Genomic DNA, 24,026 nt, shown 5'->3' on the forward strand with positions numbered 1-24,026 from the left:
CCACTTCAGTTAAATAGATAAATTTGAGTTATTTTGTTGAATAAAATTACCATACAAACAAATAGTCTGATCAGAAATTCATTCCTATCAATGCGATATCACGTAGCCCCGGTAATGCTTAGTTTATTTTTTATTTCGACTTTAGGTAATTGTTTTGCCCAAACCACCAAGCAGGAATATTTAAAACGAATTGATGTCATTGAACAAAATATACAAAAGTACTTCGTCGCCGAAGATCGTGGATTATACCTTGAAAATATAGGGAAACACGAAAAACCATATTCTTATCTGTGGCCGCTTTGTGCACTGATCCAGGCTAAAAATGAAACCGAAGCTTTAAAGAAAAATAGTGGTATGCAACCTGTAATTAAGGCTATCGATCAGTATTATACCAAAGAATCGCCTGCGCCTTCTTATCAATCTTATGTAGAAAAAAGTTCTCGCTTTTATGATGATAATCAGTGGATTGCAATCGCTTACCTTAATGCTTACGAACGCACGAAAAAGAAAATCTATTTTGACAAAGCCAAAGAAATCTATACTTGGCTATTAACAGGCTATGATGAGAAAACAGGAGGTGGTTTATATTGGAAAGAAGATGAAAAAACTTCTAAAAATACCTGTTCCAACGGTCCGAATATCTTAGTCTCCCTGGAATTGTATCAGGCAACAAAAGAGAAAAAATATCTGGATACAGCTTTGCTGGTTTACAATTGGACGAATAAAAACCTGAGGGGCAATGATGGGATTTTTTATGATGCCATTAACGTTTCATCTTTAAAAATAGATTCGGCTGTTTACACTTATAATACAGGCACTATGTTGGAATCGAACGTAATGCTTTACCAAATCACTAAAGACGTTAAATACCTTAAAGAAGCAAAGCTTATAGCTACTGCTGCTGAAAAAAGATTTTACAAAAACGGAAAATTACCTGGTCATTATTGGTTTAATGCAGTATTATTGCGCGGCTATTTAGCCTTGTATGTCGTGGAGAAAGATGCTTCCCGTTTTAGCTTTTTTATTGATGACGCAAATCGTGTGTGGAATAATGAGCGTGATGATCGAAATCTATTAGGAAGGGAATCAGATAAAACTTTGCTGTCGCAAGCAGGGATTTTAGAAATATATGCGAGGCTGGCGGCTTTAAATTTAACCAAATCATAAAAATATATATTTAATGAAAAGAAGAACATTCATTCAAAATACCGGATTGCTTGGTGCAGGCGTGGTTGCCTCTAAGTTTTCATTTGCGGCCGAATTGGCACCTGAATTTCCAGTGGTGCGTGTTGCAGCCGGAAAGAGACATTTTCAGAGTAAGGCGGTAAGTGCGGCCATAAAAACTTTTCAGGCCAATGTTAAAAATCCTGAATTGGCATGGCTTTTTGAAAATTGCTTTCCTAATACTTTAGATACCACAGTTTATTATTCAGAAAAAGATGGCCGTCCGGACACTTACGTAATTACCGGAGACATCGATGCCATGTGGTTGCGCGATAGTTCTGCACAGGTTTGGCCATATTTACAATTTGTAAATGAAGATGTAGCCCTTAAAAAATTAATTGCAGGCGTAATCAATCATCAAACGAAGTGTGTGCTAAAAGATCCATATGCCAACGCATTTTATGGTGATGCCAATAAAGTTGGTGAATGGAAAACAGATGATACAGCTATGCAGGCGGGTATACATGAGCGCAAATGGGAGATAGATTCATTGTGCTATCCCATTCGTTTGGCTTATCATTATTGGAAAAAAACAGGTGATAAAGCCCCTTTTGATTTAGATTGGAAGAAAGCAATTGAAACCACTTTGAAAACTTTTAAGGAGCAGCAACGTAAAACTGATCACGGTCCGTATCATTTTCAGCGTGTAACCCATAAGCCAACGGATTCGTTGCCGATGGCCGGATATGGTTTTCCGGTAAACCCTGTGGGCTTAATTTGTTCGGCCTTTCGCCCAAGTGATGATGCTACAATTTTCCCATTTTTAATACCTTCAAATTTCTTCGCTGTATCTAGCTTAAAACAGGCTGCTGAAATGATTAAGGCACTTCAAAGTGATCAAAAATTAGAGAGTAATTTGCTTAATCTGGCTGATGAAGTAAATATGGCCTTAAAAAAGCATGCCATTGTAACGCACCCAACATATGGTGAAATATATGCTTTTGAAACAGATGGCTTCGGAAGTAATTATTTGATGGATGATGCAAACGTACCTAGTTTATTAAGTCTGCCATATCTTGGTGCGATGAGTGCGGAAGACCCGATTTATCAAAACACCAGAAAATTTGTGTTGTCTAAAGATAATCCATACTTTTTTAAAGGTACAGCTGGCGAAGGAATAGGAGGACCCCACGTTGGGCAGGATATGATTTGGCCGATGAGTATTACCATGAGGGCATTAACTTCTAAGGATGAAGCAGAAATTAAACACTGTATTAATACCTTACAAAAAACACATGCTGGCAAGGGCTTTATGCACGAATCTTTTAATAAAGATGACCCTGCAAACTTTACAAGAGCCTGGTTCGCCTGGTCTAATACCTTGTTTGGTGAATTGTTATGGAAAACTTACCATGAGAAACCAGCGCTTTTAATGGTTTAATATAATATTTTGCTAAAGGCCATTCGCTTATTGTGGAGGCCTTTAGCTTCGAAAACACCCATCGGTTATCATCTCATTTTATGACGGAAGTGATTAATTTTCTACTGAAACCATCTCACTGGCTTGTCAAGAAAACCAAATTTCTTCGCGTTTAATGCCTTGCCTTATCAAAAATATGTTCAATTTTGTCAGCGTTTAGGGGTAAACGGGCCTAGTCGCTTTTAATTTGATGGAAAACTTACAAGGTCAACTATCTAGCTTGCTTTTACCCATCAATTAATTTTATTTTAAATATATCAATATCATGACAGTTTTAAATGATAACATTCCAACATCAACACTATTGGAAATTAAGGTGGGCGACACGATAAGTGATGATAATGGATTGTCAGGTGTGGTAGTTAATATTGCCATTCAAGAAACTGATGAATTTTTAATGTTAATTTTTGGACTTCAGGAAGGTGGCGAAATCAAGACGAAAAAACTTCGCCAGGTGTGCTAACCAGAATATCTTCATTACAATTTTCAGGCATTAAGTTAATAACATTAAATTTGTTCTTCAATTCATAAATTTTAATGAAAACAAAACTTTTTGCCTTCATTTTTTCCCTGGTATTCATTGTTCAATGGTATGCAGAAACATCAGGCAATACTTTATTGAGTCATGTTTCTAAACCGTTCATTGTAATTACTTTATTGGTTTGGTTGTATTCAGCTACTCGTCTTAAAGGTCGTTTCCATAAAAGAATATTCACAGGTTTAATTTTTAGTTTGGCTGGTGATGTCTTTTTGATGTTGCAATCTGAGAACATGAGCTTTTTTAATTATGGCCTGATTGCATTTTTGATTTGTCACATTTTTTATATCAGGGCATTTACACTTGATCATAAGTCAAACCCAGATTTTAGAAATCCGTTCTTTTTGTGGGGTGCAGGTGCTTTGATCATTTTTTGCATGGGCTTATTCTTTTATTTACAACCTTACCTCGGTGCCTGGCAGTTTGCTATTTTAGTGTATGCCATCATCATTACATTTATGATGATTATGGCACTTAATCGTTATGGGAAAGTTAATCTATCTAGTTTTCAACTTATTCTCACTGGTGCATTATTTTTTCTTTTGTCTGATAGTGTATTGGCAATAGATAAGTTTAGCCGACCGATTCCTCAAGCTGGTGTATTGATTATGGTTAGCTATATGTTAGCTCAATATCTGATTGTTTATGGAACAGTGGTGAGGGAATTGGTGGTGAAGCAAACGGAGATATAGTTTGTAAGGAGGTTTAAATTTATTTACTGGATTTAACCGCAAAGCACGCAGAGTTAAGGCGCAAAGTACGCGTGGTATTCTATTTTGTTGAAAGTTTAACCACAGAGTAGCGCCGAGAAAAGTCACGAAGAACACGGAGATATGCTTTTTCTCATCTTTCTCTGTGTAAATCTCTGTGAGCTCGGTGGTAAAAAGCTTTTGAATTCTTTGCGATGATCTTCAAATTCTTCGGTTAAAAACGGTACATCAATTTTTATGCTTATTATCCTTATCCAGCACAGTAAAAACCTGCACCAGTCTTTCTCCACTTTCATCTACCAGCGTAAGCGTGTGTTTGCCCGGTGGTGGGCTAACGGCTATCTGGTGATAATTAGTTGTCGTAGCAAAATATTCATTATCAAGATGCCAATAAATTTTTGAACGCTGATTTCGATGTGCCGCATTCAATATTATTTTTCCTCTTGTTCCATCAAGTTCCAGCGGAATGTATACTATGGCGTTGTTTTTAGGATAGATCAGTTCCATCACACTATTTCCTCCAGCATTCTCACAACCGCTCATAAATGGAGGCAATGCCTTGTAATCGCTGTTTTTGATCTTATAATAATATTCCATTGCGGGAGGCAAAATGAACCAGCTTTTATGCTGCATATTGGTGACGGTTTCGCACAGATCAGTTACCCGATATGTTCCGGTTCTATCTAAATGGATAAGTTTATGAAACGGACAAATAACAGTTTTTTCGCCAGCAACAGGCACCCACTCCTCAACTACATCCTGACAATAATCTCCAGCCTTATAACCACTCTGCTTACAAACTTTTAGTTTTTTTAATTTTGTTTTTGGCGTTTCAAACCATTTTCCGTTTGGAAGTAATCTAAAAATATCAAATAGCACAGGAGCGGCTGCTTCTATTCCTACTAAACCAGGTCTGCCTTCGCCATCGGCATTACCAACCCAAACACAAACCACATAATTTGGTGTTAAGCCAACAGCCCATGCATCACGGAAGCCAAAACTTGTTCCGGTTTTCCAGGCTACCCTTTGTGATGATGAAAATTGCTCCCATAAACCTTCGTCCCCAGGTCGCATTACCTCTTCCATAGCATTGAAAGTTGCCCAAATGGCCCCGTGATCTAAAAATGAATTGCGCTGATAGTCTTTTTCATCTTCCTGTGCTTTACTGTAGTAGGTAGCTTGTTTATAATCCTTAGGGTCATATAATCCTTTATAAGCATTGAAATGGTTTAACGTTCTCACCATGCCCATGTAAGTGTTGGCTAAATCCCACATGGTTACTTCACTGCCACCAAGAATCAGCGATAAGCCATAATGATCAGCAGGCTGATTTAAGGTTCCGATACCCAACTTTTTGAGCCTGTCGTAAAATCGTTCGTACTTATATTGCTGCAACATTTTTACTGCAGGAATATTCAAAGAGCGACTTAACGCTTTATCTGCAGCAATAGCGCCATCATAACCAAGATCATAATTCTGTGGAGAATAACCCGCTATTTGTGTTGGTACATCCGGCACTAAAGTATGCGGGAGAATGAATCCATCATTGAGCATACTCGCATACAACAGGGGCTTCAGCGTACTCCCCGGACTTCGTGGTGCCTTAATCATGTCTACATGACTCAGCAATTCAATATTTTCGGGTTGATAGATATTACCTACATAGCTCACCACATTACCTGTTTTAGCATTGAGAATCAGCGCTGAAATGTTATTAATATCATTGGCCCGATATCGGTTATTGTAACGTTTTAATATGGAGTTCACTTTTAACTGAACATCTTCATTTAAAGTAGATGTAATCCTGGTTGAATTGATCTCCAGCAGAGCCCTTTCAGCTTTGAAACGGTTTAGAAGGTGAGGTGCATTTTGTGGTAAGGGGAGCGGTTTACCGGGAATGGGTTCGAGCTTAGCCAGGTTGGCCGTACTTTGATCGATATATTTTAAGCTGGCTAATCTATCCAGTAGATTGTTACGTTTTTTGATTAATCTGTTGGAATTTTTTCCTGGATGAACCAGTGAAGGGCTATTCGGTAAAACAGCTAAAGTTGCCATTTCACCCCAGGAAAGCGTTTTAGCATTGCGACCATAATACCGCCAACTCGCAGCTTCTAAACCAACTACATTACTTCCAAACGGAGCATTCGCAGCATATAAGCCTATAATTTTGTCTTTGGAAGATCTTAATTCCAATCTAAAGGCCAGTATAATTTCGTACAGTTTTTGCCAGATTGTTCGATCCTGTTTTCTGGATAAACGAATTACCTGCATTGTTAAGGTACTTCCACCACTCACTACGCTTTTAGCTTTTAAATTCTGTCGCATTGCCCGGCTCATTGCCAAAAAATCAACTCCGAAATGGCTGTAAAATCGTTTATCTTCAAAAGCGATAATGCAGTCCTTAAATTTTACAGGCACAGAATCAGCCACTGGAAACCTCCATTGTCCGTCGGAGGCAATTGCAGCGCTTAATAAGTTGCCATTGCTGGCCTCTATTACAAATGAGGTTGGAGATTTAAAGAGTTTAACAGGTAATAAAAAAATGAAAACCAAAAGAAAAGCAAGGCAAATGATATCAGAAAAGAGAAATGCTCTTGGGGTTTTGTTCATTTAATTTTAGAAAATTAGAAACCTCACAGGTTTTTAAAACCTGTGAGGTTTGGAGATATGAATAAATTAAATAGGGCTATTTCACTACCTGCACCCATTTACCATCTTGTGTTGCCGAAATATCATTGTTATACATCGCTTCACATTGCACTGCTGATAAATAATATTTTCCTAAATAAGAAGCATTCAGCAACACCTTGTAAACCAGGCTTTCATTTTCACGGATATTGAAATAAGTGAAAACCCTATCATCGCGAATATCCTGATAGGTGAAAGGAGAAGAGGCGAGGATACTCTGATTATCATTCACCCTGGTATTGATGATCTCCCATCCGGATGGGAAAATCTGAGTCAGCGCCATTTGCTCATAATAGCCCATTCTTCCAGGATTTTTAACAGTTACTTCAGCATAAAAATCCATTCCCTGTTTTAAAGTTGTTGGATCTAAAGTTGTTCCGTTTAAACGTTTATAGATCACGTTCATGTCCAATACATCCGGACGATTTGGTAAGAAATTATTCTGTCCGGCAACCGGCTGTCCTTCCAACACTAAACGAACGAATAACACATTATTTCCCTTATTGGTTACGGAAGCGGTGTTTCCTTTGAAATTTACAGCGGTACTATTAATGTACTGACCTGAATTAACTGGCGCAGACTTTCCATCTAAAACATATTGATATTGCAATTTATTCGACGATTGATTCGCACCACAGAATTTTGCAATTGCCAATAAACTATAGGCTGTTGTTTGTGTACTGTACCAGGTATTTTCGCCCAGTTTTGCGGCTAAAGGTTGCAAGAGACTGGCGGCTTTAGCTTTTTGTCCTAACAAAGTTAATGTCTCTAAAATCATTGCCTGATCACGAACATCAGAGCCATAAGTTCCACCCAGTTGTTTATAAGGCTGTATGGAAGTATCTAAACCACGAATCATATTTTGTGCTACATCATTCTGACCGGCAAGTTTATAAGCTGCTGCCAAACGCCATTTCGCAGAAACAGACAAATATTCAAAAGCTTTTAATCTGTTCATCGCTGCCATTTCTGGTTTTTTAGCCAGGGCAAGCATATATAAACGGTATGCCTGAGATAAATCACCACCATAGAAGTTGTTGCTATTTGGTGCCCAATTGGCTGCTTTTGTTTTTTGGTAACGCAAGAGTTCATCGAGCAATCCAACAGGTAAAGTATAACCTGCATTTTGTGCTTCTACTAAAAAGTGTCCGCCATAGTTACTGCCCCACTCATCGGCATTGCCATCTCCAGGCCAGTAAGATAATCCGCCATCAGTGGTTTGGAAACCTTTTATTCTGGTAATTCCAGCCTTGATGTTTTTCTCTGTCATGGCTTTTTGCTGTTCACTCAAAGGACTTAATCTATCCAGGTATAATTGTGGAAAAATACCTGAAGTAGTTTGCTCAATACATCCATGCGGATATTGAATCAGGTAACTCAGGCGTTTCTTTAAGTTAATCGATGGGATAGAAGATACTTCAAGCGCACCTGAATTTGTTCCGGTCATCCCGATAGGTGAATAATTTATTGCCCATTTCTGACCAGGTTCAACGGTTGCAGAAACTACATTGGTTACATAAGGGTTTGGATTTCGAATATCCATTTCCACATCATAGTCCGTTCGCTCACCGCCACTTTGTGCAATAACTTTCACTTTAGCAATGCCAACTGTATTAGGTGCCTTTACCTCAAAATAAGCCATTTGTTCGCCAGTTTGCTTATAGTAAAGTTGCTGTTTGTTCGATCCTTGAACAATCAGGTTACTGGCTTGAAGCTGAACAGAAACATTTTTAAGATTTTTTTCTGTGGCAAAAACGGTAACGGGTAGGGTAAACGTTTCACCCGGACCGATTACCCGCGGCAACGTTGCCAAAACCATTAAAGGCTTTTTCACCTGCACAGATTTTTCTGCAAAACCATACGCCGCATCCTGACCAGCAACAACCATTGCCCTAACTGCTCCAATATATTGTGGTAATTTGAATTTATGGGTTTTGCTTTCGCCCTTACCAATGGTAAATGGTCCCATAAATTTTACCACTGCTTTAAAGCGATTTGCTTTTGCAGGATTTAAGTTTTTATTGATGCTTCCATCACCACCAATACTCAGGATTCTTTCTAAATTCCCACCCCAGGCACCTAAAACATAATCAAATAAATCCCATGTTTTAACCCCTAATCCCTCGCGTGCATAGAATGCACCATGCGGATCTGGCGTTTTAAATCGCGTTAAATCAAGCAAACCTTCATCAACCAAAGCGATGGTATAAGTCATTGCCTTTCCGTTTTGTTCGCCAACTGTGATAGTATTATCTGTTTCTGGTTTGATTTTATCCAACATTTTGATGGTTGGCTTCAAGATCGTTTGCGGGTCTTCTACTAAAATCGGAATGGCACCATACATCCTGATCGGTAAATCGTTCACCGTTTGCGCATGTGGTTGCAACAGCGTAATGTTCGCGAAAACATTTGGAGCCATTTCTTTTTCTGCCTTAAACTTATATTGTGTTTGACCTGCCTTTGTATCGATCCAGAAAGTTTTTAAAACCCGACTTCCATTTTCAATGGATACCAGCGCCCGTCCATTTTCAGCAGTTGGAATGGTTAAAGTGATATCTTCACCAACCGTGAATTTTTCTTTATTGGCCGTGAACGACAGCATAGATGCTTCAGTCGGATTCGATCCCTGTTCGCGCTGTGCCCAACCTGGCCAATCTACATAAACGGATTTCCCGGTAACATGACCGCCATTCAAATCGCGAATTAAAATTAAGTAACGACCCCATTCTGGTTCATCAACCCTTAAATTCCAACTTCCTTTACCATTTGATAAAGTTACCTGCTTGGTTTCTACCAGCTTATTATATTCGTTTTGCGTGAAGTTCGCGAAGGTGTATTGATCATCCTGTTCCCACCACCAGCGCCATTGTGTTTTGTATAATTCAACCTGAACGGTTTTGCTTTCCGCCAGTAATTTCCCATCTGTATTTACATTTACAATCTCAATCTTATGGTCTTTACCAGTTACCAGCATGCCGCTTAGCTTATCGCCTTTTTCCGGACGAATACCTAAATAGCTACTATAAACATGGTAGGGAATACTAAAATTGTCGATGCTGAAGTTACCACCTGGTTCAAAAACTTTAGTGGTGAAATTTGCCCTCAAGACACCTGGTGCGGTGTTGTTCTCATTTAAATTAGTATTAATCTGAGCTGTTCCTGCTGCATTTAATGATCCTTCGAAAATAGTTTTAACCTGCGATTCAAAATTAACCGTAGGATTATCAAAACTGTAGCCTTCAAAGCCTTTAAATTTAGTTTCTGTGGTATTTAAATTTACATCAACTTTCGCTTTCAGGTTTTGAGCTGCCGCACCAAAGAGCCACTTAGCTGATAGGGTAGCAGCAGATGTTCCAGCTTTTAAGTAAGGCCTGTTGCCAACATTAAAATCAATCTTTAAGCGGTTTGGCATCACCGTTTCAATTTTCAAAGTTTTCGTGAATGTTGCACCACCAGCTTTGACCTTTGCTGTCCAGTTTCCTGTAGGAGAAGTGCTTTCAGTAGCCGTTTTAAAAGTATAGAAACCATTTACAGGTTTGCCATTAATTAAACGTTTATATAATTGCCCTTTAGGATTAGATAATTCCATTGTAACCGGATAATTGGCCGGCAATTTCTTCAACTTATCTTCCAAAACGAAAGAAACGAATAAACTATCACCAGGTCGCCAAACCCCGCGTTCACCATAAATAAAACCCTTTATTCCACTTTGTACCACATCGCCGCCAACATCAAATCTGCTCAATGGGAGCGAACTTCCATCATCTAGTTTTAGATATCCGCGTTCCGAACCATTTTTTGCAATTAGCAAAAAGGGTTGACGTTTTAAGTCAAAACGGGCAAAGCCATCGCCATCTGTTTTCGTTGTAAAAATGATTTGCTTTTGGTAATCCATTAATTCCAGTTCAATACCGCTTAATGGTTTTGCTGTAAGTAAATCTGTCGCTACAATAAGCATACTATTGTCATTGCCACGTTTGGCAACCAGGCCAATATTCGAAGCCAATAAGTTTCGGCTTACCCAACGCTGGTTGGAATAAAATGATGGAGTGCATGGGTTATCGCGGTCACTCCAACGGTAATTGGTAGGGTAGTAGCTATTATATCGTTGCCAGAAATCATCATCTTCATCTATTTTCTCACCGTACCCTTCGTTCTCGCCATAATAACTATCATCACCGTCTTCTGCTTTTTCATCGTTTGCCTTACAGTTATAAGCATTATATTCTCTTCTAAAAGCTATGGTCACCCTATACATCGCTCCTGGCTCTGTACGAATCATCTTATCTAAATCCAGGGTAAAACGATTCTTTTTATGAAGATTCAAAGCTTTATCCTCATCCAAACGAATGGTTTTTTGAAGAATTGGCTTCGCTACACGTCGAAGTTCGTTACCATCCCGGTAGCTATTAGACTGAAAAAATTGAGGGATATTATTCTCGTAAATTTTAATAACCGTAACGTCAACGGCTTTCAGGTTGATTGCCTCAAACGGCAATACCAGTTTATCTGAATTGGGAAGAATCGTTCCCGCACCGGAAATGGTAACTGCTGGTAACTTGTCTTCAAAAACTAAATTAGCAGTCTTTCCACCAACGAGTGTTTTGCCATTAATATTTTCAATACCATTGTTAACGTTTAACGCGTAATTTCCTTTAAGCTCTTCAGCAGCATAAACTTTTACCTGACTGGCATCAATGGTGTATCTTAAATCACTCAGGTTCCCGAGAGAAATCATCCCTGTTAAATCCTGACCTACACCAATTGGTTCTGAAAATTGAACCAAGGCATAATCTTCTTCTCCCTGAATTGCTTTGATATCCAGCACTTCAAATTTATTTAACGCCGGAATACGAATTTCTTCTTTACCTTTTTCGTTAGCGTCAATTGCATCGCCATCCCAATCTAATTTCAGGGTTTGATCTGCTGCTTTTTTCTTGATGCTATCAATAGTAAATTTTGAAATGTTTTTCGCCGGATCATGTTGCCATTTTATTTTGAGTTTCTGATCGAAATCGACTTCAATAATTTTCTCAATTTTCGAAGTTTCCTCCGCATCCGCAGTTGCCACTTCGCCAGTTAATTTCATGTAATCTAACGAGGTATTATTTTGCGAAACCAGGCCATTTTGAGCGAGCATAATGCCTGGTGTGATTATCTTAAATTCAAAATCGAAATCTTCCAGACCTTTTTCGGTAGCTGAAACTTCTGATAATTTGAAGCTTGCTTCGTACTCTTTACCGGGTTTTAGGTTTTCATCTGGTCTGAATTCTACTGTTTGTGGATCAATCCAATAGGTTTTTCCTGAAATTGACGGGGAGAAATCAAATAACTCCCGTGAATCAGCCTTTCCTAAATCTTGCATTCCAGTTGCCGCGTTGGCCAAATGCACCCGTATAAAACTTTTTTTAGAGATTGTGCCTGATGTATAGGCTTCAATGTATTTTGCATAAGCCTGATTATCTTCATTCGATTTCCTTTTGTGCCGGAAATAAATAAAGAGTATTGCCGCAATAGAAACGACTAATAAGCCTATAAAAATAAATTTCTTTTTGGATGATGATTGGTAGGTAGATGGTTGTTCCATTTTGAAATTATAGTTTAGATGGAGAAAATTAATTAAAATTCGCGTTAATAAGGAATGATGTTGAAAATTAGGGAATTAGACAAAGTAGCATCATGCTGTTAATCTGAAAGTTAGCATATTTGAATAGTTTAAATAAATCGCAGTTGTTATGTTGTATTTTTCAAATTACAATTTTATGGAGATTTTCAAATAACTATGAATACGCAAAAAGTTAAATCTGGCAGATTGAAATTTTAAGTTTGTTCCTTTGCTTTGATTTGGATAAGTTTACTCCATCAACCTAATTTAACCACTTATGATAAAGAAATTATTAATTTTTGCGAGCCTGATCATGATGACTAATATGTCTATGGCTCAAAAAACTAAAGCCGAGAAAGAAGTAGATATTGCCGTTAATAAACTAATCGCATTAATGATTACGCCGGATAGTTTGAAGCTGGATCAATTGCTGCTGAATAATTTAAGTTATGGACATTCGAGTGGGAAGATTCAAACTAAACAAGAGTTTATGCATTCCCTGCTTTCTGGTGAATCAGATTTTCTTGATAATATTATTTTGGGCGATCCAAAAACCGTTATTCAGGGCAAGACAGCACTGGTTAGACATAAATTAATGGCACAAACAAATGATAAAGGTGTAAGAGGGAATGTGAATTTATATATTCTGCTAATCTGGAGTAAAGAAAAAACAGGCTGGAAGTTGCTTGGCAGACAGGCGGTTAAAGTGCCGGAAAAGTAGTTGGGAGTTTTTAGTTCGGAGTCTTTAGTCAATAGTCCGGAGTCTTGGGAGCGGGGGAAGTTTGGAGTGGTGAGTTTTTAGTTGGGAGTCTTGGGAGCATAGATGTTCTACGTTTACATTCGATTTCTCTCTAACCCACTAAACCTCTAACCTTATAACCATTTAAATAGTAAATTGAAAGTCTTTAGTCTTCAGTCCAGGGAGCAGAGGAAGTTTTGAGTTGAGGTTTTGGAGTGTGTAAACTAAAGTTTTTAAGCTTAAATTGAGAGCTTTGGTTGCATAGATGTTCTGCATTTAAATTCGAAATGCGATTTCTCTCTAACCCACTAAACCCCTAACCCTATAACCTCTTATTTAATCATCACCCCCGGTCTGTTCACCAATGGAATTTTGATCAGATTTGTATCGACAATACTTTCTGGAAGGAAGATGAATTTTTTATCATAAATGGTAGCGCCGATATAATAACTCAGCCAGTATTCATTTGTTAAGCCGAAAACTTCAGGGTCAATCGCTTCAACGCCTTTGAAATCCTGAGCTTCCATATCGCCAATGAAATGCCTTAAAATTGAAGTTTTAACCGGCTTTCCATCTTTTTCACCGTAACCCTTCGAACTGATTAATACATTCGTAATTGGCTCATTTTTTAAATTGACCAAGTAAACGTTCCAGTTTTTTACCTCCGGAGTTTCACCCATCAGTACAACGGCCATCGCAATATCTTCAACTGTATTTTCTGGTAAATCTGCTTTCATTTTTAGATTAAAGATAAAAGAGTAAAGAATAAGGATGTAAAGGTTGAAAACTATATCTTTTATCCTTGCTCCTTATTCTTTGTTCCGATATTACTTTTTCTTTGCCACTGCCTTTTTCGCTGCCGGAGCTTTCTTTTTAGCTGGTGCTTTTTTCTTTGTTTCGAACGCGTTTGGCACTTGTTCTACAATCATTTTCTTCACTACCTCTAAATCAATGTCAACCAATTCTTCAGGCGTATATTTTTGTTTTGTGGCTTCGTTGTTTCTCAATTTAAGCATTAGCTTTCCAAAACGGATAAACGGTCCCCAGCGGCCATTTTCGATGGATATCTTCTCTGCTTCCCAGGTTTTAATGAAACGATTGGCTTCTTTTTCAACTTTTTTACCAATCAGCGTTTCAATATCCTCCTGAGATAAATTATCAAAATCGTAGCCTTTAGCAGGAATATTGATAAACAAATCATTCCATTTAATAAACGGACCGAAACGACCTTTGCCTTTTGTAACCCCTAAACCCTGATAATGTGCGATTGGTGCATCAGCATCCATCTTTTCGCGAATGATCTCTACAGCCCGATCATAGGTAACTGATAAAGGTTCCTCATTTTTAGGAAGCGAAATAAAACTTTCTCCCCATTTCACGTAAGGTCCGAAACGGCCAATACCAATCATCACTTCTTTACCTTCAAAATCAGGTAAAGAGAAAGGGAGTTTGAATAATTCCAACGCATCTTCAAGCTGAATCGTTGCAACAGATTGCGTTCGCATTAAGCTTGCATAACGCGGTTTTTCTTCATCATCCTGTTCACCAATTTGAACGAGCGGACCGAATTTACCAACTTTCGTATACACATTTTTGCCAGTAGCCGGATCCAAACCAAGTAAACGCTCTCCAGTTGCACGTTCTGCGGTTTCTAAAGTGTTTTCAACCTCTAAATGAAATGGATTGTAGAAAGAGTGTAGCATTTTGGTCCATTCCTGTAAACCCTGTGCAATCTCATCAAATTCCTTCTCTACATTAGCGGTAAAATTGAAATCTACAATACCTTTAAAGTGTTCAACCAGAAAATCATTTACGACTTCACCAATATCAGTAGGGAAGAGTTTTGATTTTTCAGCACCTGTAATCTCAGATTTAATTTCTTTTGTAACTGTTCCGTTATTTAAAACAATCGCTGTAAACTTACGTGGTTTACCATCTCTGTCTTCTTTAACCACATAACCACGATTTTGAACTGTAGAAATAGTTGGTGCATAAGTAGACGGACGGCCAATGCCCAATTCCTCTAATTTCTTTACTAAACTGGCTTCAGTATATCTTGCCGGCGGACGAGAATAACGTTCTGTTGCCTGCATTTCATTTAAAAATAATTCTTGTCCTTTAGCTAAAGGGGGTAGGATAGAGCCACCTTCTTTTTCTTCGCCTTCTTCCTCGTCAGTAGATTCTAAATATACTTTAAGGAAACCATCGAATTTCAATACTTCACCTTCAGCAACCAGATGTTCCTTTCTGGTTGATGCGGTAATTTGTGCTGTTGTTTTTTCAAATAGGGCTTCACTCATTTGCGACGCAATGGAACGCTTCCAGATCAAATCGTATAAACGTTTCTCCGAAATATCGCCATCAACGGTATGCCTGTCGAAATAAGTTGGGCGGATGGCTTCGTGAGCCTCTTGCGCACCTGCAGATTTTGTTTTATATTTTCTTGGCTGGTGGTATTGATTACCATAAGCCGATTTAATTTCTTGTTCAGCAGCTCCTAAAGCCGTATCCGATAAGTTTACCGAATCCGTTCTCATGTAAGTGATCTTTCCAGCCTCATACAATCGCTGCGCTACCTGCATGGTTCTGGCAACAGAAAAACCTAATTTTCGCGAAGCTTCCTGTTGTAAGGTTGAAGTGGTGAAGGGTGCAGCAGGATTTCGTTTCGCGGGTTTGGTCTCCAAACTCGTAATATCGAATTTAGCTGTAGCACAATCCTGAAGAAACTTTTCTGCATCAGCTTCACTGTCAAAACGTTGTGGTAATTCAGCTTTAACAACTTCGCGGCCTTTTCCTGTTGAAAATTGAGCGGTGATTTTGAAAGCGGCTGAAGCGTTGAAATTTAACACTTCTCTTTCCCTATCAACGATTAAGCGCACCGCAACAGATTGTACCCGACCAGCAGATAATGATGGTTTAACTTTTTTCCATAGAACAGGAGAAAGTTCAAAACCCACTAATCGGTCTAAAACACGGCGGGCCTGTTGCGCATTTACTAAATTATAATCAATACTTCTCGGGCTCTCAATTGCTTTTAAAATAGCAGGTTTCGTAATTTCGTGAAATACTATTCTCTTGGTTTTTTCTTCTTTAAGGCCTAAAGTTTCAAATAAGTGCCAGGAAATGGCTTCTCCCTCACGGTCCTCATCGGATGCTAGCCATACCATTTCGGCTTCCTTAGCAAGTTTTTTAAGTTCGGCGACCATGCTTTTCTTATCGGCAGGTACCTCGTAAGTCTGGGCGAAATTATTTTTAATATCAATAGCCATATCGCCCTTCACCAAATCCCGAATGTGACCATAGCTTGATTTTACAAGAAAATCTTTGCCTAAGTAACCTTCTATGGTTTTAGCTTTTGCGGGTGATTCGACGATGAGTAAGTTTTTAGCCATGAAATACGATTTTGTGCAAATAAAGCTATAATTAAAGCATAAATCAAAACATGCGTAGTATTTAATACGATTTTTTTTGAAGTTGGAAAGTAATGTTGGTCTGATTATATAAAAATCAGCTATAAATTACCACCCTTGGTTGGTGACTCACTAACCAATACCAACCAATTCAAACTATATTGGTTTAGCGACAATTTGCTGCTGTTGGCTTGAAGGTAATTGAACGGGAGGGATTAAGTTTTCAACGGCTTCTCCTTCCATCATCTCCTAGGCCGCTTGGCAGGTCGTCGATCGCGAGGTGTGAAGAATGCTTTTCTTAATCCTTTCCTTCCCGGGGAAAGGTGCCGTTAGGCGGATAGGGGCTTTTTACAATATTTACAATAACATAGCGGAGATGAAACCTTTTTGTGCCTATATTCGTATATAAAATAAAAAACGATGATCAGCACAATCTTAATCCTATTAAACTTTTTGGTGCTAAACCCACCAAAAACTGTTTACGATTTCAGCTTTAAAACCATTGATGGTAAAATAGTAAAACTATCAAAATTTAAAGGCAAGAAAATTATGATAGTTAACACCGCTTCAAAATGTGGTTTTACGCCACAGTATGAAGATCTTGAAAAACTTCAGAAACAATATGGCAAAAAAGTAGTGCTTATTGGTTTTCCGGCGGGTAATTTCGGTGGACAGGAATTTTCTACCAATGCAGAAATTAAAGAATTTTGTACAGGAAAATATAACGTATCCTTTTTGATGGCTGAAAAAACCAGCGTAAAAGGTGATGATATCAGTCCTTTATTTAAATATCTAACTTCGCAAACCAATACAGAAGAGCAAGGTGATATTAAATGGAATTTCGAAAAATTCCTGATTAATGAAAAGGGAGAATTGGTACATCGTTTCCGTTCGAAAACCAAGCCTATGGATGAGGCAATTGTAAAAAACCTATAAGGAATGGAAGGTGTATGAGAATGGAAGATGTGAGATGGGAAATGGAATGATTTTCTCTTGTCTATGATAAATTTAAAAGGGTAATATGGTAGATGGTATTAATCCATGTTTCCATTTTACCCTTTTTTAGTTTAAAAATCTAATATCTGAAGCACTTTGCTAGGTTCCATTTCCCATCATCCGTTTCCCATTTTCCATTTTAGCAATTGACATCTAAAGCGATTTGCTAGGCTCCATTTTCCATCATCCGTTTCCCATTTTCCATTTTAACAATTGACATTTAAAGCGATTTGTTAGGCTCCATTTTCCATCATCCATTTCACCTTTTACCTTTCCTTTCCCTCTTCTTTAGTTTTTCTCTAAAACAGTTTTCCAAACGGCTGCACTTAAAACTGCGCCAACTATGGGAGCAGCAATAAATAACCAAATTTGGTTCAAAGCTTTGCCACATGCTAATATTGCAGGCCCAATGCTACGGGCTGGATTTACCGAAACGCCTGTAATCTTGATTCCGACAATGTGAATCAGCACCAGTGAAAGTCCGATTGCTAAACCAGCAAAACCGCCATTAATATTTTTTGTAGAAGTTGCGCCAAAGATTACCAGTAAAAATATAAAGGTAAAAATGGCTTCTGCTACGAAAGCTGCGATAATGTTGTATTCTGCTAGATAGCCTTTGCCCCACCCATTAGCACCTAATGCCCATTCTTTCATTTCGAAACTGGCCTGGTTACTTACAATAAGATAGAGGAGCGCTGCTCCGGCAATACCACCCAGTATTTGGGCCACAATATAATATGCTGCTTCACCTGCTTTCATCCGCCCGGCAACTACCATCCCGATTGAAATGGCCGGATTAATGTGACAACCTGAAATGTGACCTATGGCATAAGCCATTGCCACAACCGAAAGGCCAAAAGCAAAAGAAATACCCAATAAACCTACACCTGTTGTACCATCTGCCCCCGCGATTACAGCGCTACCGCAACCCATTAATACCAATACCAAAGTGCCTAAAAATTCGGCGCTAAATTTTGAGAATTTACTCGTTTCCATATAATTTAAATTAGAAGTTTAGAAAAACGAATAGGGGGAGATTCATCGTAAAAGTAGTTTAAATTTTATATTTTTAAATATTTTCGTGAAATAAATTTATGGGTTGAAATTCGTCTATAATAGTTAAGGGGCTCAAATCCTCAAGCCCCAAATTAACCAAACAAACTATTTTTGAAGTAAAGAAATAACTAAAAATATTGATAACAGATGAATAAAAATTTATCAGTCTTAATAGGATTTCAATAAGTCTCTAATTAACAACTCTTATTTTCCTGATGGATAAAAAGAAAAATGCAATGGAGTAAAAGCCAGCTAAAATACCGGAAGATGCTACCGAGGCGGTCACACCAAAATCAAAATGAGCTGGAAAGCTTATATGAATGATAAATAAGGTAATGGATACGATCAAGATCGTATAAAAACTATGCAGGCCAGCTAATTTGAACATTTTACGTTTTTCTTCGAATTCTTTATTCATTACAAAATGGAAGGCATCATCATTTTTTAATGCCCTCACTTTTTTCAAAACATCTATAGTGATGAGAAATGGTAGTAACAACGACATAGGTAATAGAAAACGGGCCAGATTTTGCTCACCGTTAAATAAATAAACATAAGGTTGCGCACTTAGTACAAAATAGGGAATTACAGTGTTTAGCAACACATTTGGAACGAAGTATAATAGTAAGTTCTTGCGAACAAATTTCCTCCATCTGATTCTATTATTTTCGGTAAAATCAGGCACTGGCGAGGGCGTTTATGTGTGCAGTCATCAATTCCACAACCCTGGTTTTAATTAACATTGCATCAAATTCCCTTAAAAAACTTTCATCAGACATTAATGAGAAATCTAATTGATTATTAAATGTACTGACAACCAAAGTATTTGCATTCTTCCAGGGAAAGGCAACTGTAGGGCTGTAAATGGTTTCTACGCTAAAAGTCTTGTAATGCTGTTTAACATTCAGCAAACCCATATTGCTCAACGTAATGTCATGAGAACCGTTTGTAGACCGGAGAAAGCCAATCATTTTATTTGCAAGTAGGTGGAAAGATTCACTCATCTGTAAAAGCCGTGGTACATTCATTTCGCTAATCTTTTTATCAAGATCAGCTTTTATTGCTCTTGCATTTTGCCAAACGTTATCCTCTTTTTCTGAAACTTTAAGCTCGGCAATTGGCGCGAAGGCAAACATGGTATCTGCTTTGATGCCAGGAATAAATCGCCTGATGTCTACAGGGCAAATCACTTTTCCATGTGCCTTATCATTTTTTAGCCCTTTAAATACAGCTATGAAAATGGCACAAATGGCAGCATGGACGCTTGTTTTTTCAGCCTTGCATTTATTAATAAACGAACGGGTTTCGGCTTTGCTTAGTTTCCAGTTAATGGCGTAATTGCTTTGGCTCCATCTTTTTCCAGATGTTGGTTTAAAAAGAAAGAATAATCTGCCTAAAGCGGCAAAGGTTTTACGTTTTATATAATGGCTGGGTAAATAGTTTTCTGGTAATAATTCGCTAATGAGAGAAAATGAATGATAGGGAAGGAGTTCGTGATTTGGATTGTCAATCAGCGTTAACATTTCCTGCATGAGGTTTACAATCGAGGTACCATCACAGATGCAATGCGGTAAAACCAGCATTAAGTTAGATTCCAAATGGCCTTTTATCCACACTAGTCGGGCTAGTGGCTTATTGTTTTGATTAAACAGTTTATACCATTCTGTTTTAGATTCCCTTAACCAATCCTGATCGGTCTGGAAATCAACTTCCCGTATTGGGATTTGATCAATGGCTTCGTTAAGTACGAAATGTGGCGTTTTATTAATCGTTTCTATATTCATCCTCAGCAGTGGATGTTTCTTTTGAATCTGATCAAGTGCAAGCCTTAAGTGGTGTCCTTCAAACTCGCCAAGTATTTTTGCTGTAAAAACACAGTTTAACGGAGTTGCCGGATCAACATACATGATTCTTTCTCCTAAAATTAATTGTCTCTTCATATCGTTAATTGTATGTGCCAATATTTTCTTTAAGGAGCGAAATCACTCTTTCTTTAATTAGCTCTGCATCCTTAAAGGCAACGTAACCCTCACTGGCCACAAACGAAAAATCCATCTGTTTTCTAAAAGTTGAGGTAAGGATCGTGGTGGTATTCCCTAATGGCCCGATTACAGAAGGACTGCAAATGGTCTCCAGTTCGAAGTTTTCATAATTATCCGGAAAATCCAGCTTTCCCAAATTCGAGAACATACAATCGTTACTGGTTTTGCCATACTTTAAAAGGTTGCTAAAATTATCTAAAGAAGGATGGCAGGCTTCCATCATCATCATTAAAGCATACGGATCGAGTTTTGCCAGTTTACGGTCAACATCTTTCTGAAGTTGCTTCACACCATCTATGAAATCGTTTTGCTTTCCGGCAGAGAGCACAATCATCAACCCAAAAGCAAAAACATGATCCTTTTTTATTAATGGGTTCAGGTTTCTGATATCAACGGGAAGAGATATTTTATTAAATGATTTATCTGCCTGCACTTCTTTAAATGCCTTTAATACAATCGCACTGAGAAAGGTATTCACCGTAAATCCCTGCGATTTACAAAAAACCAAAATGCTACTGGTTAGCTGCTCATCCAGTTTCCAATGGAGCAGAAAGTCGCGTTTTCTGTCAACAGCTACTTTTTTAACCGGAATAATCCATAAGGCTAATGTCGCGATCTTGCCAATTATTCTATTTTTTGTTCGTTTCCGATAACTATTTAATACCTGCTCAGGAACAATATCTTTGATACTTTGAATAGCGATTTCCTCACCGATTTTAACCTCAGGATTGTCGAGCAATAAAAGGAGTTCTTTCAAGATTGAAAGGCCTGCTGTGCCATCACAAAGGCAATGGTGAAAAACCAGTAAAAACTCCGAAAATTCTTCGCCCTTAATCCAGGCAACCCTAAAAAGTGGCGACTTTGTGGCATCAAAAGAGATATTCCATTCCCGTTCCGATTCCCGCTTCCAATCCTCTTCACTTACACGTTCAATGATACGAACAGAAACTTTAAATGATTCTGGTGAATTAGTTATAAACCAAGGTGTTTTAAATTCATTAAATTCTATAGATGCGGTTAACCACGCATGTTTTTTTTGAATGTTTAAGAGCGCCAGATTGAGTCTGTCTTCAGCAATTTGTCCTTTTATTTTAAATGGAATAACCATATTAAACGGACTCTTTCCATCCCCATAAAGCATCCTTTCACCGAAGAGTAATTTCCTTTTCATTTGATTCATCAGGCAGGTTCTAAAACGCTGTTATTTTTCGCGAAATCTTCCAATAACTCAACTGCTTTGTCGTTTCCTCCGGCTGCAATAAAGGTCTCCCTGATTTTTTGAGCGGCCAGACGGTATTTCGGATTTTCCAATAGTTCGAAAACGGTATTTCTTAAATCTGAAATCCGAAGTCTTTTGTATCTGATACTGATTCCACATCCCGCCTGTTCAATCAGTTTTGCGGTATGAAAATGATCATAAGCAATAGGCGTAATCAACATCGGCAGGCCATTTGTGAAGGTGTCGTTTACAGTGTTGAAGCCACCATGACAAATCACGGCATCCATATGCGGCATCAATTCAGACTGCGGAACAAAGCCATTTACAATAAAATTATCCGGCCATCTTTCGAAAATATCCGGATTGGTTGCCGCAATAATAGTAATCGGTTCATTGGCAAAGGCATCGATTAATTTTTGAAAAAATGCCGCACGGATATCAACTAATAAAGTACCTAAAGAGACAAAAACCTTTGGCGTTTTGGCTTTTGCCAATCTATCCCAATCGAAAGGTGCCTGATTTGGCCTACCTTTTACGGGGCCTACAAATTGCATGTGTGGAAGCTTCTCATTAAAGCCTGCAAAAGTTTGAGAAGTGAAAACCATATTCAACTGATGGGAATGAATATGAATCTCATCGCTGTAAATCCCAACTTCCTGCTGTAAACCGAAGATCAGGTTTTGCTGCCATTCAAAAATTTTCGGAGCACTAGTCGCAGTATCACCCATAACATCTGGTGGTACCGGAGTAGTTGTAACTGATGGAATACCTTTCAAATGTGCACATAGCGCACCGGCAAAAGTGATGCAATCATTTATAATAACATCTGGCTTCCATTGGTCAACGTATTTATTCAGTCCAGGCATCATCATTCTGGCAAAAGGAACATAGGTTTCTTCGAGGGCCAGTTTCATCACCTCAGGACCGGAGCATGCTGGTCCATCATCCTGGCGTTTTAAAATCCGGTCAATTTCTTCTGCATAGGACGATAAATCTTCCTTTGGATAAATAAATTCGCCACCCTGAGGGAGGTGGGCTTCAGCCAAAGTGGTAATTCCGAACCATTTTACCTCATGCCCGCGGGCAAGTAAACTTGCACCAATGCTTAGCGTTGGGCTAATGTGACCAAAAAAAGGAGGAACAACGAATAGAAATTTCGACATATAGATTTGGTTTAACTGATGAATGTTTTAATGACTTCACGACTGGCATTTTCCAGTAAATCGGCAGCAGTTTCATTGCCACCAGCATTGATAAATGATTGCTTAATTTTTATGGCAGCTTCCTGGTAAGATGGGTTTTCAAGAATGGTATTTGTAGCTTCTAATAAGTGTTTAGCTTTAAAGCGATTGAAATTTAAGCGTTCTCCGGCGCCTACTCTAAAGACTCTTCCAGCCACATGACTTTGATCGTAAGCGATTGGAATCACAATGAGTGGCAGACCATGCATTAAACTTTCGCAAACCGTATTGTGGCCGGCGTGGCATACCACAGCAGCTAAATAAGGTAACAATTCTACCTGAGGGACTTGCTTTTGAACCGTGAAGTTATCTGGCCATTCGTCAAATAAATTTGGGTCAGAAACCACAACTACATGAAGATTCTCGAAGGCAAATGCCTCAATAACTTTGCTGAAAAAGCTTTTTTTATGCTCATGATCAAAGGTGGTACCAATGCTTACCAGAATTTTTGGTTGGCTAATGGAATGGAAAGCCTCCCAATTAAATGGAATTTCAACTTGCCGACGGTTAAAAACAGGTCCGACAAATTTAAAGTGATCTGGCAACGCCATTTCTCCGAAAAAATCTCTGGAGGTAAAAATAAGGGTCAGCAGTTCGGAAGTAGCAAGGTTCTTTGATTCATGAATGCCAAATTCCTGTTGCAAAGCAGTGATTTGAAGCACTTCCCACTCGTGAACTTTAGGCAATTCATCCATTACTTTTATTGCTGCAGGAGCGGTAACGGAAGTAGCGTAGGGCAAATTTTTATTAAATGCGGCCATTGCACCAGCAAACATTTGATGATCTGTAATGACCAAATCTGGCATAAACTGATCCAATAGGGTAGCAATTCCTTCGTAACTATGTCTATTAAGTGGAATTAACACTTCTTCGTACAAAAATTTAACACTATCAATTCCGTAAACTATTTTTTTAGTGATAATGTCCAGGTATTTTTCTGCCTCTTTTTTTTGCTGATCATTTTCATCGTAAGCAATCAATAAGAGTTCGCCACCAAGCGGTAGTTTATCGGTCAGTGATTTATCTAAGGTTATCCAGCCGACCCGATGACCGCGTTCCAATAAAACAGTACCCAAACTTAGTGTTGGATTAATGTGGCCGGTTAATGGAGGTACAATGAATACAAATTTTGCCATAC

The 24,026-nt window shown here is 38.4% G+C and carries 16 protein-coding genes; 6 read left to right on the forward strand and 10 right to left on the reverse strand.

The genetic code is table 11. The features are described 5' to 3' along the window. Positions 1-90: 90 nt before the first annotated feature. The 4 genes from ACN1CD_RS05525 to ACN1CD_RS05540 all read left to right on the forward strand — a co-directional run bounded on the left by ACN1CD_RS05525 (position 91) and on the right by ACN1CD_RS05540 (position 3,874). Complete coding sequence (locus ACN1CD_RS05525; protein WP_419129323.1) at positions 91-1,167, forward strand: glycoside hydrolase family 76 protein; 1,077 nt, start codon at positions 91-93, stop codon at positions 1,165-1,167. 13 nt (positions 1,168-1,180) lie between these two features. Next, entirely contained in the window at positions 1,181-2,605 is a 1,425-nt protein-coding gene (locus tag ACN1CD_RS05530) for a glycoside hydrolase family 125 protein (RefSeq protein ID WP_419129324.1), read from the forward strand. 304 nt (positions 2,606-2,909) lie between these two features. Next, positions 2,910-3,107, forward strand: a complete 198-nt coding sequence (locus ACN1CD_RS05535) for a hypothetical protein (protein ID WP_419129325.1) — start codon at positions 2,910-2,912, stop codon at positions 3,105-3,107. 74 nt (positions 3,108-3,181) lie between these two features. Continuing rightward, the gene (locus tag ACN1CD_RS05540; RefSeq protein ID WP_419129326.1) at positions 3,182-3,874 is read left to right on the forward strand and encodes a lysoplasmalogenase; all 693 of its coding nucleotides are present in this window, start codon (positions 3,182-3,184) and stop codon (positions 3,872-3,874) included. A gap of 246 nt (positions 3,875-4,120) precedes the next feature. Here ACN1CD_RS05540 and pbpC read toward each other — a convergent pair whose 3' ends face one another. Next, positions 4,121-6,502, reverse strand: a complete 2,382-nt coding sequence (gene pbpC / locus ACN1CD_RS05545) for a penicillin-binding protein 1C (RefSeq protein WP_419129327.1) — start codon at positions 6,500-6,502, stop codon at positions 4,121-4,123. A 76-nt stretch (positions 6,503-6,578) separates the two neighbouring features. Next, a complete protein-coding gene (locus ACN1CD_RS05550) occupies positions 6,579-12,167 on the reverse strand; it encodes an alpha-2-macroglobulin family protein (RefSeq protein WP_419129328.1) in 5,589 nt (1,862 codons plus the stop codon). A 295-nt stretch (positions 12,168-12,462) separates the two neighbouring features. Here ACN1CD_RS05550 and ACN1CD_RS05555 point away from each other — a divergent pair, with 295 nt between their 5' ends. Then, positions 12,463-12,906, forward strand: coding sequence for a nuclear transport factor 2 family protein (locus ACN1CD_RS05555; RefSeq protein ID WP_419129329.1), 444 nt, complete (start codon positions 12,463-12,465; stop codon positions 12,904-12,906). Between the two features lie 350 nt (positions 12,907-13,256). Here ACN1CD_RS05555 and ACN1CD_RS05560 read toward each other — a convergent pair whose 3' ends face one another. Further along, the gene (locus ACN1CD_RS05560; RefSeq protein WP_419129330.1) at positions 13,257-13,661 is read right to left on the reverse strand and encodes a hypothetical protein; all 405 of its coding nucleotides are present in this window, start codon (positions 13,659-13,661) and stop codon (positions 13,257-13,259) included. Positions 13,662-13,751: 90 nt separating this feature from the next. Continuing rightward, positions 13,752-16,316 (reverse strand): type I DNA topoisomerase, encoded by a 2,565-nt coding sequence (gene topA / locus ACN1CD_RS05565; RefSeq protein WP_419129331.1) that lies wholly within the window; start codon positions 16,314-16,316, stop codon positions 13,752-13,754. Between the two features lie 438 nt (positions 16,317-16,754). Between topA and ACN1CD_RS05570 the strand changes: the two genes are divergently transcribed. Next, a complete protein-coding gene (locus tag ACN1CD_RS05570) occupies positions 16,755-17,270 on the forward strand; it encodes a glutathione peroxidase (RefSeq protein WP_419129332.1) in 516 nt (171 codons plus the stop codon). Between the two features lie 348 nt (positions 17,271-17,618). Here ACN1CD_RS05570 and aqpZ read toward each other — a convergent pair whose 3' ends face one another. The 6 genes from aqpZ to ACN1CD_RS05600 all read right to left on the reverse strand — a co-directional run bounded on the left by aqpZ (position 17,619) and on the right by ACN1CD_RS05600 (position 24,024). Then, on the reverse strand, positions 17,619-18,326 hold the full coding sequence (gene aqpZ, locus ACN1CD_RS05575; protein WP_419129333.1) for an aquaporin Z: 708 nt from the start codon (positions 18,324-18,326) through the stop codon (positions 17,619-17,621). A 250-nt stretch (positions 18,327-18,576) separates the two neighbouring features. Beyond that, positions 18,577-19,071, reverse strand: a complete 495-nt coding sequence (locus ACN1CD_RS05580) for a hypothetical protein (RefSeq protein ID WP_419129334.1) — start codon at positions 19,069-19,071, stop codon at positions 18,577-18,579. Then, the gene (locus ACN1CD_RS05585; protein WP_419129335.1) at positions 19,064-20,326 is read right to left on the reverse strand and encodes a phthiocerol/phthiodiolone dimycocerosyl transferase family protein; all 1,263 of its coding nucleotides are present in this window, start codon (positions 20,324-20,326) and stop codon (positions 19,064-19,066) included. Before ACN1CD_RS05585 ends, ACN1CD_RS05580 begins: the two co-directional genes overlap by 8 nt. Positions 20,327-20,330: 4 nt before the next feature. Beyond that, positions 20,331-21,608 (reverse strand): condensation domain-containing protein, encoded by a 1,278-nt coding sequence (locus ACN1CD_RS05590; RefSeq protein ID WP_419129336.1) that lies wholly within the window; start codon positions 21,606-21,608, stop codon positions 20,331-20,333. Further along, on the reverse strand, positions 21,608-22,810 hold the full coding sequence (locus ACN1CD_RS05595; protein WP_419129337.1) for a glycosyltransferase: 1,203 nt from the start codon (positions 22,808-22,810) through the stop codon (positions 21,608-21,610). The genes ACN1CD_RS05590 and ACN1CD_RS05595 overlap by 1 nt, the downstream gene beginning before the upstream one ends. A gap of 11 nt (positions 22,811-22,821) precedes the next feature. Continuing rightward, complete coding sequence (locus tag ACN1CD_RS05600; RefSeq protein ID WP_419129338.1) at positions 22,822-24,024, reverse strand: glycosyltransferase; 1,203 nt, start codon at positions 24,022-24,024, stop codon at positions 22,822-22,824. Positions 24,025-24,026 lie beyond the last annotated feature (2 nt).

This window comes from Pedobacter sp. N23S346, assembly GCF_048515415.1.
Lineage (GTDB): Bacteria > Bacteroidota > Bacteroidia > Sphingobacteriales > Sphingobacteriaceae > Pedobacter.

Excerpts from the sequence above, each read along its gene's own strand:
- ACN1CD_RS05595 (WP_419129337.1), bottom strand. The coding sequence starts at position 22,810 with ATGTCGAAATTTCTATTCGTTGTTCCTCCTTTTTTTGGTCACATTAGC.
- topA (WP_419129331.1), bottom strand. The coding sequence starts at position 16,316 with ATGGCTAAAAACTTACTCATCGTCGAATCACCCGCAAAAGCTAAAACC.
- ACN1CD_RS05590 (WP_419129336.1), bottom strand. The coding sequence starts at position 21,608 with ATGAATCAAATGAAAAGGAAATTACTCTTCGGTGAAAGGATGCTTTAT.
- ACN1CD_RS05560 (WP_419129330.1), bottom strand. The coding sequence starts at position 13,661 with ATGAAAGCAGATTTACCAGAAAATACAGTTGAAGATATTGCGATGGCC.
- pbpC (WP_419129327.1), bottom strand. The coding sequence starts at position 6,502 with ATGAACAAAACCCCAAGAGCATTTCTCTTTTCTGATATCATTTGCCTT.
- ACN1CD_RS05585 (WP_419129335.1), bottom strand. The coding sequence starts at position 20,326 with ATGAAGAGACAATTAATTTTAGGAGAAAGAATCATGTATGTTGATCCG.
- ACN1CD_RS05530 (WP_419129324.1), top strand. The coding sequence starts at position 1,181 with ATGAAAAGAAGAACATTCATTCAAAATACCGGATTGCTTGGTGCAGGC.
- ACN1CD_RS05550 (WP_419129328.1), bottom strand. The coding sequence starts at position 12,167 with ATGGAACAACCATCTACCTACCAATCATCATCCAAAAAGAAATTTATT.
- ACN1CD_RS05535 (WP_419129325.1), top strand. The coding sequence starts at position 2,910 with ATGACAGTTTTAAATGATAACATTCCAACATCAACACTATTGGAAATT.
- ACN1CD_RS05600 (WP_419129338.1), bottom strand. The coding sequence starts at position 24,024 with ATGGCAAAATTTGTATTCATTGTACCTCCATTAACCGGCCACATTAAT.
- ACN1CD_RS05540 (WP_419129326.1), top strand. The coding sequence starts at position 3,182 with ATGAAAACAAAACTTTTTGCCTTCATTTTTTCCCTGGTATTCATTGTT.
- aqpZ (WP_419129333.1), bottom strand. The coding sequence starts at position 18,326 with ATGGAAACGAGTAAATTCTCAAAATTTAGCGCCGAATTTTTAGGCACT.
- ACN1CD_RS05525 (WP_419129323.1), top strand. The coding sequence starts at position 91 with ATGCGATATCACGTAGCCCCGGTAATGCTTAGTTTATTTTTTATTTCG.
- ACN1CD_RS05570 (WP_419129332.1), top strand. The coding sequence starts at position 16,755 with ATGATCAGCACAATCTTAATCCTATTAAACTTTTTGGTGCTAAACCCA.
- ACN1CD_RS05555 (WP_419129329.1), top strand. The coding sequence starts at position 12,463 with ATGATAAAGAAATTATTAATTTTTGCGAGCCTGATCATGATGACTAAT.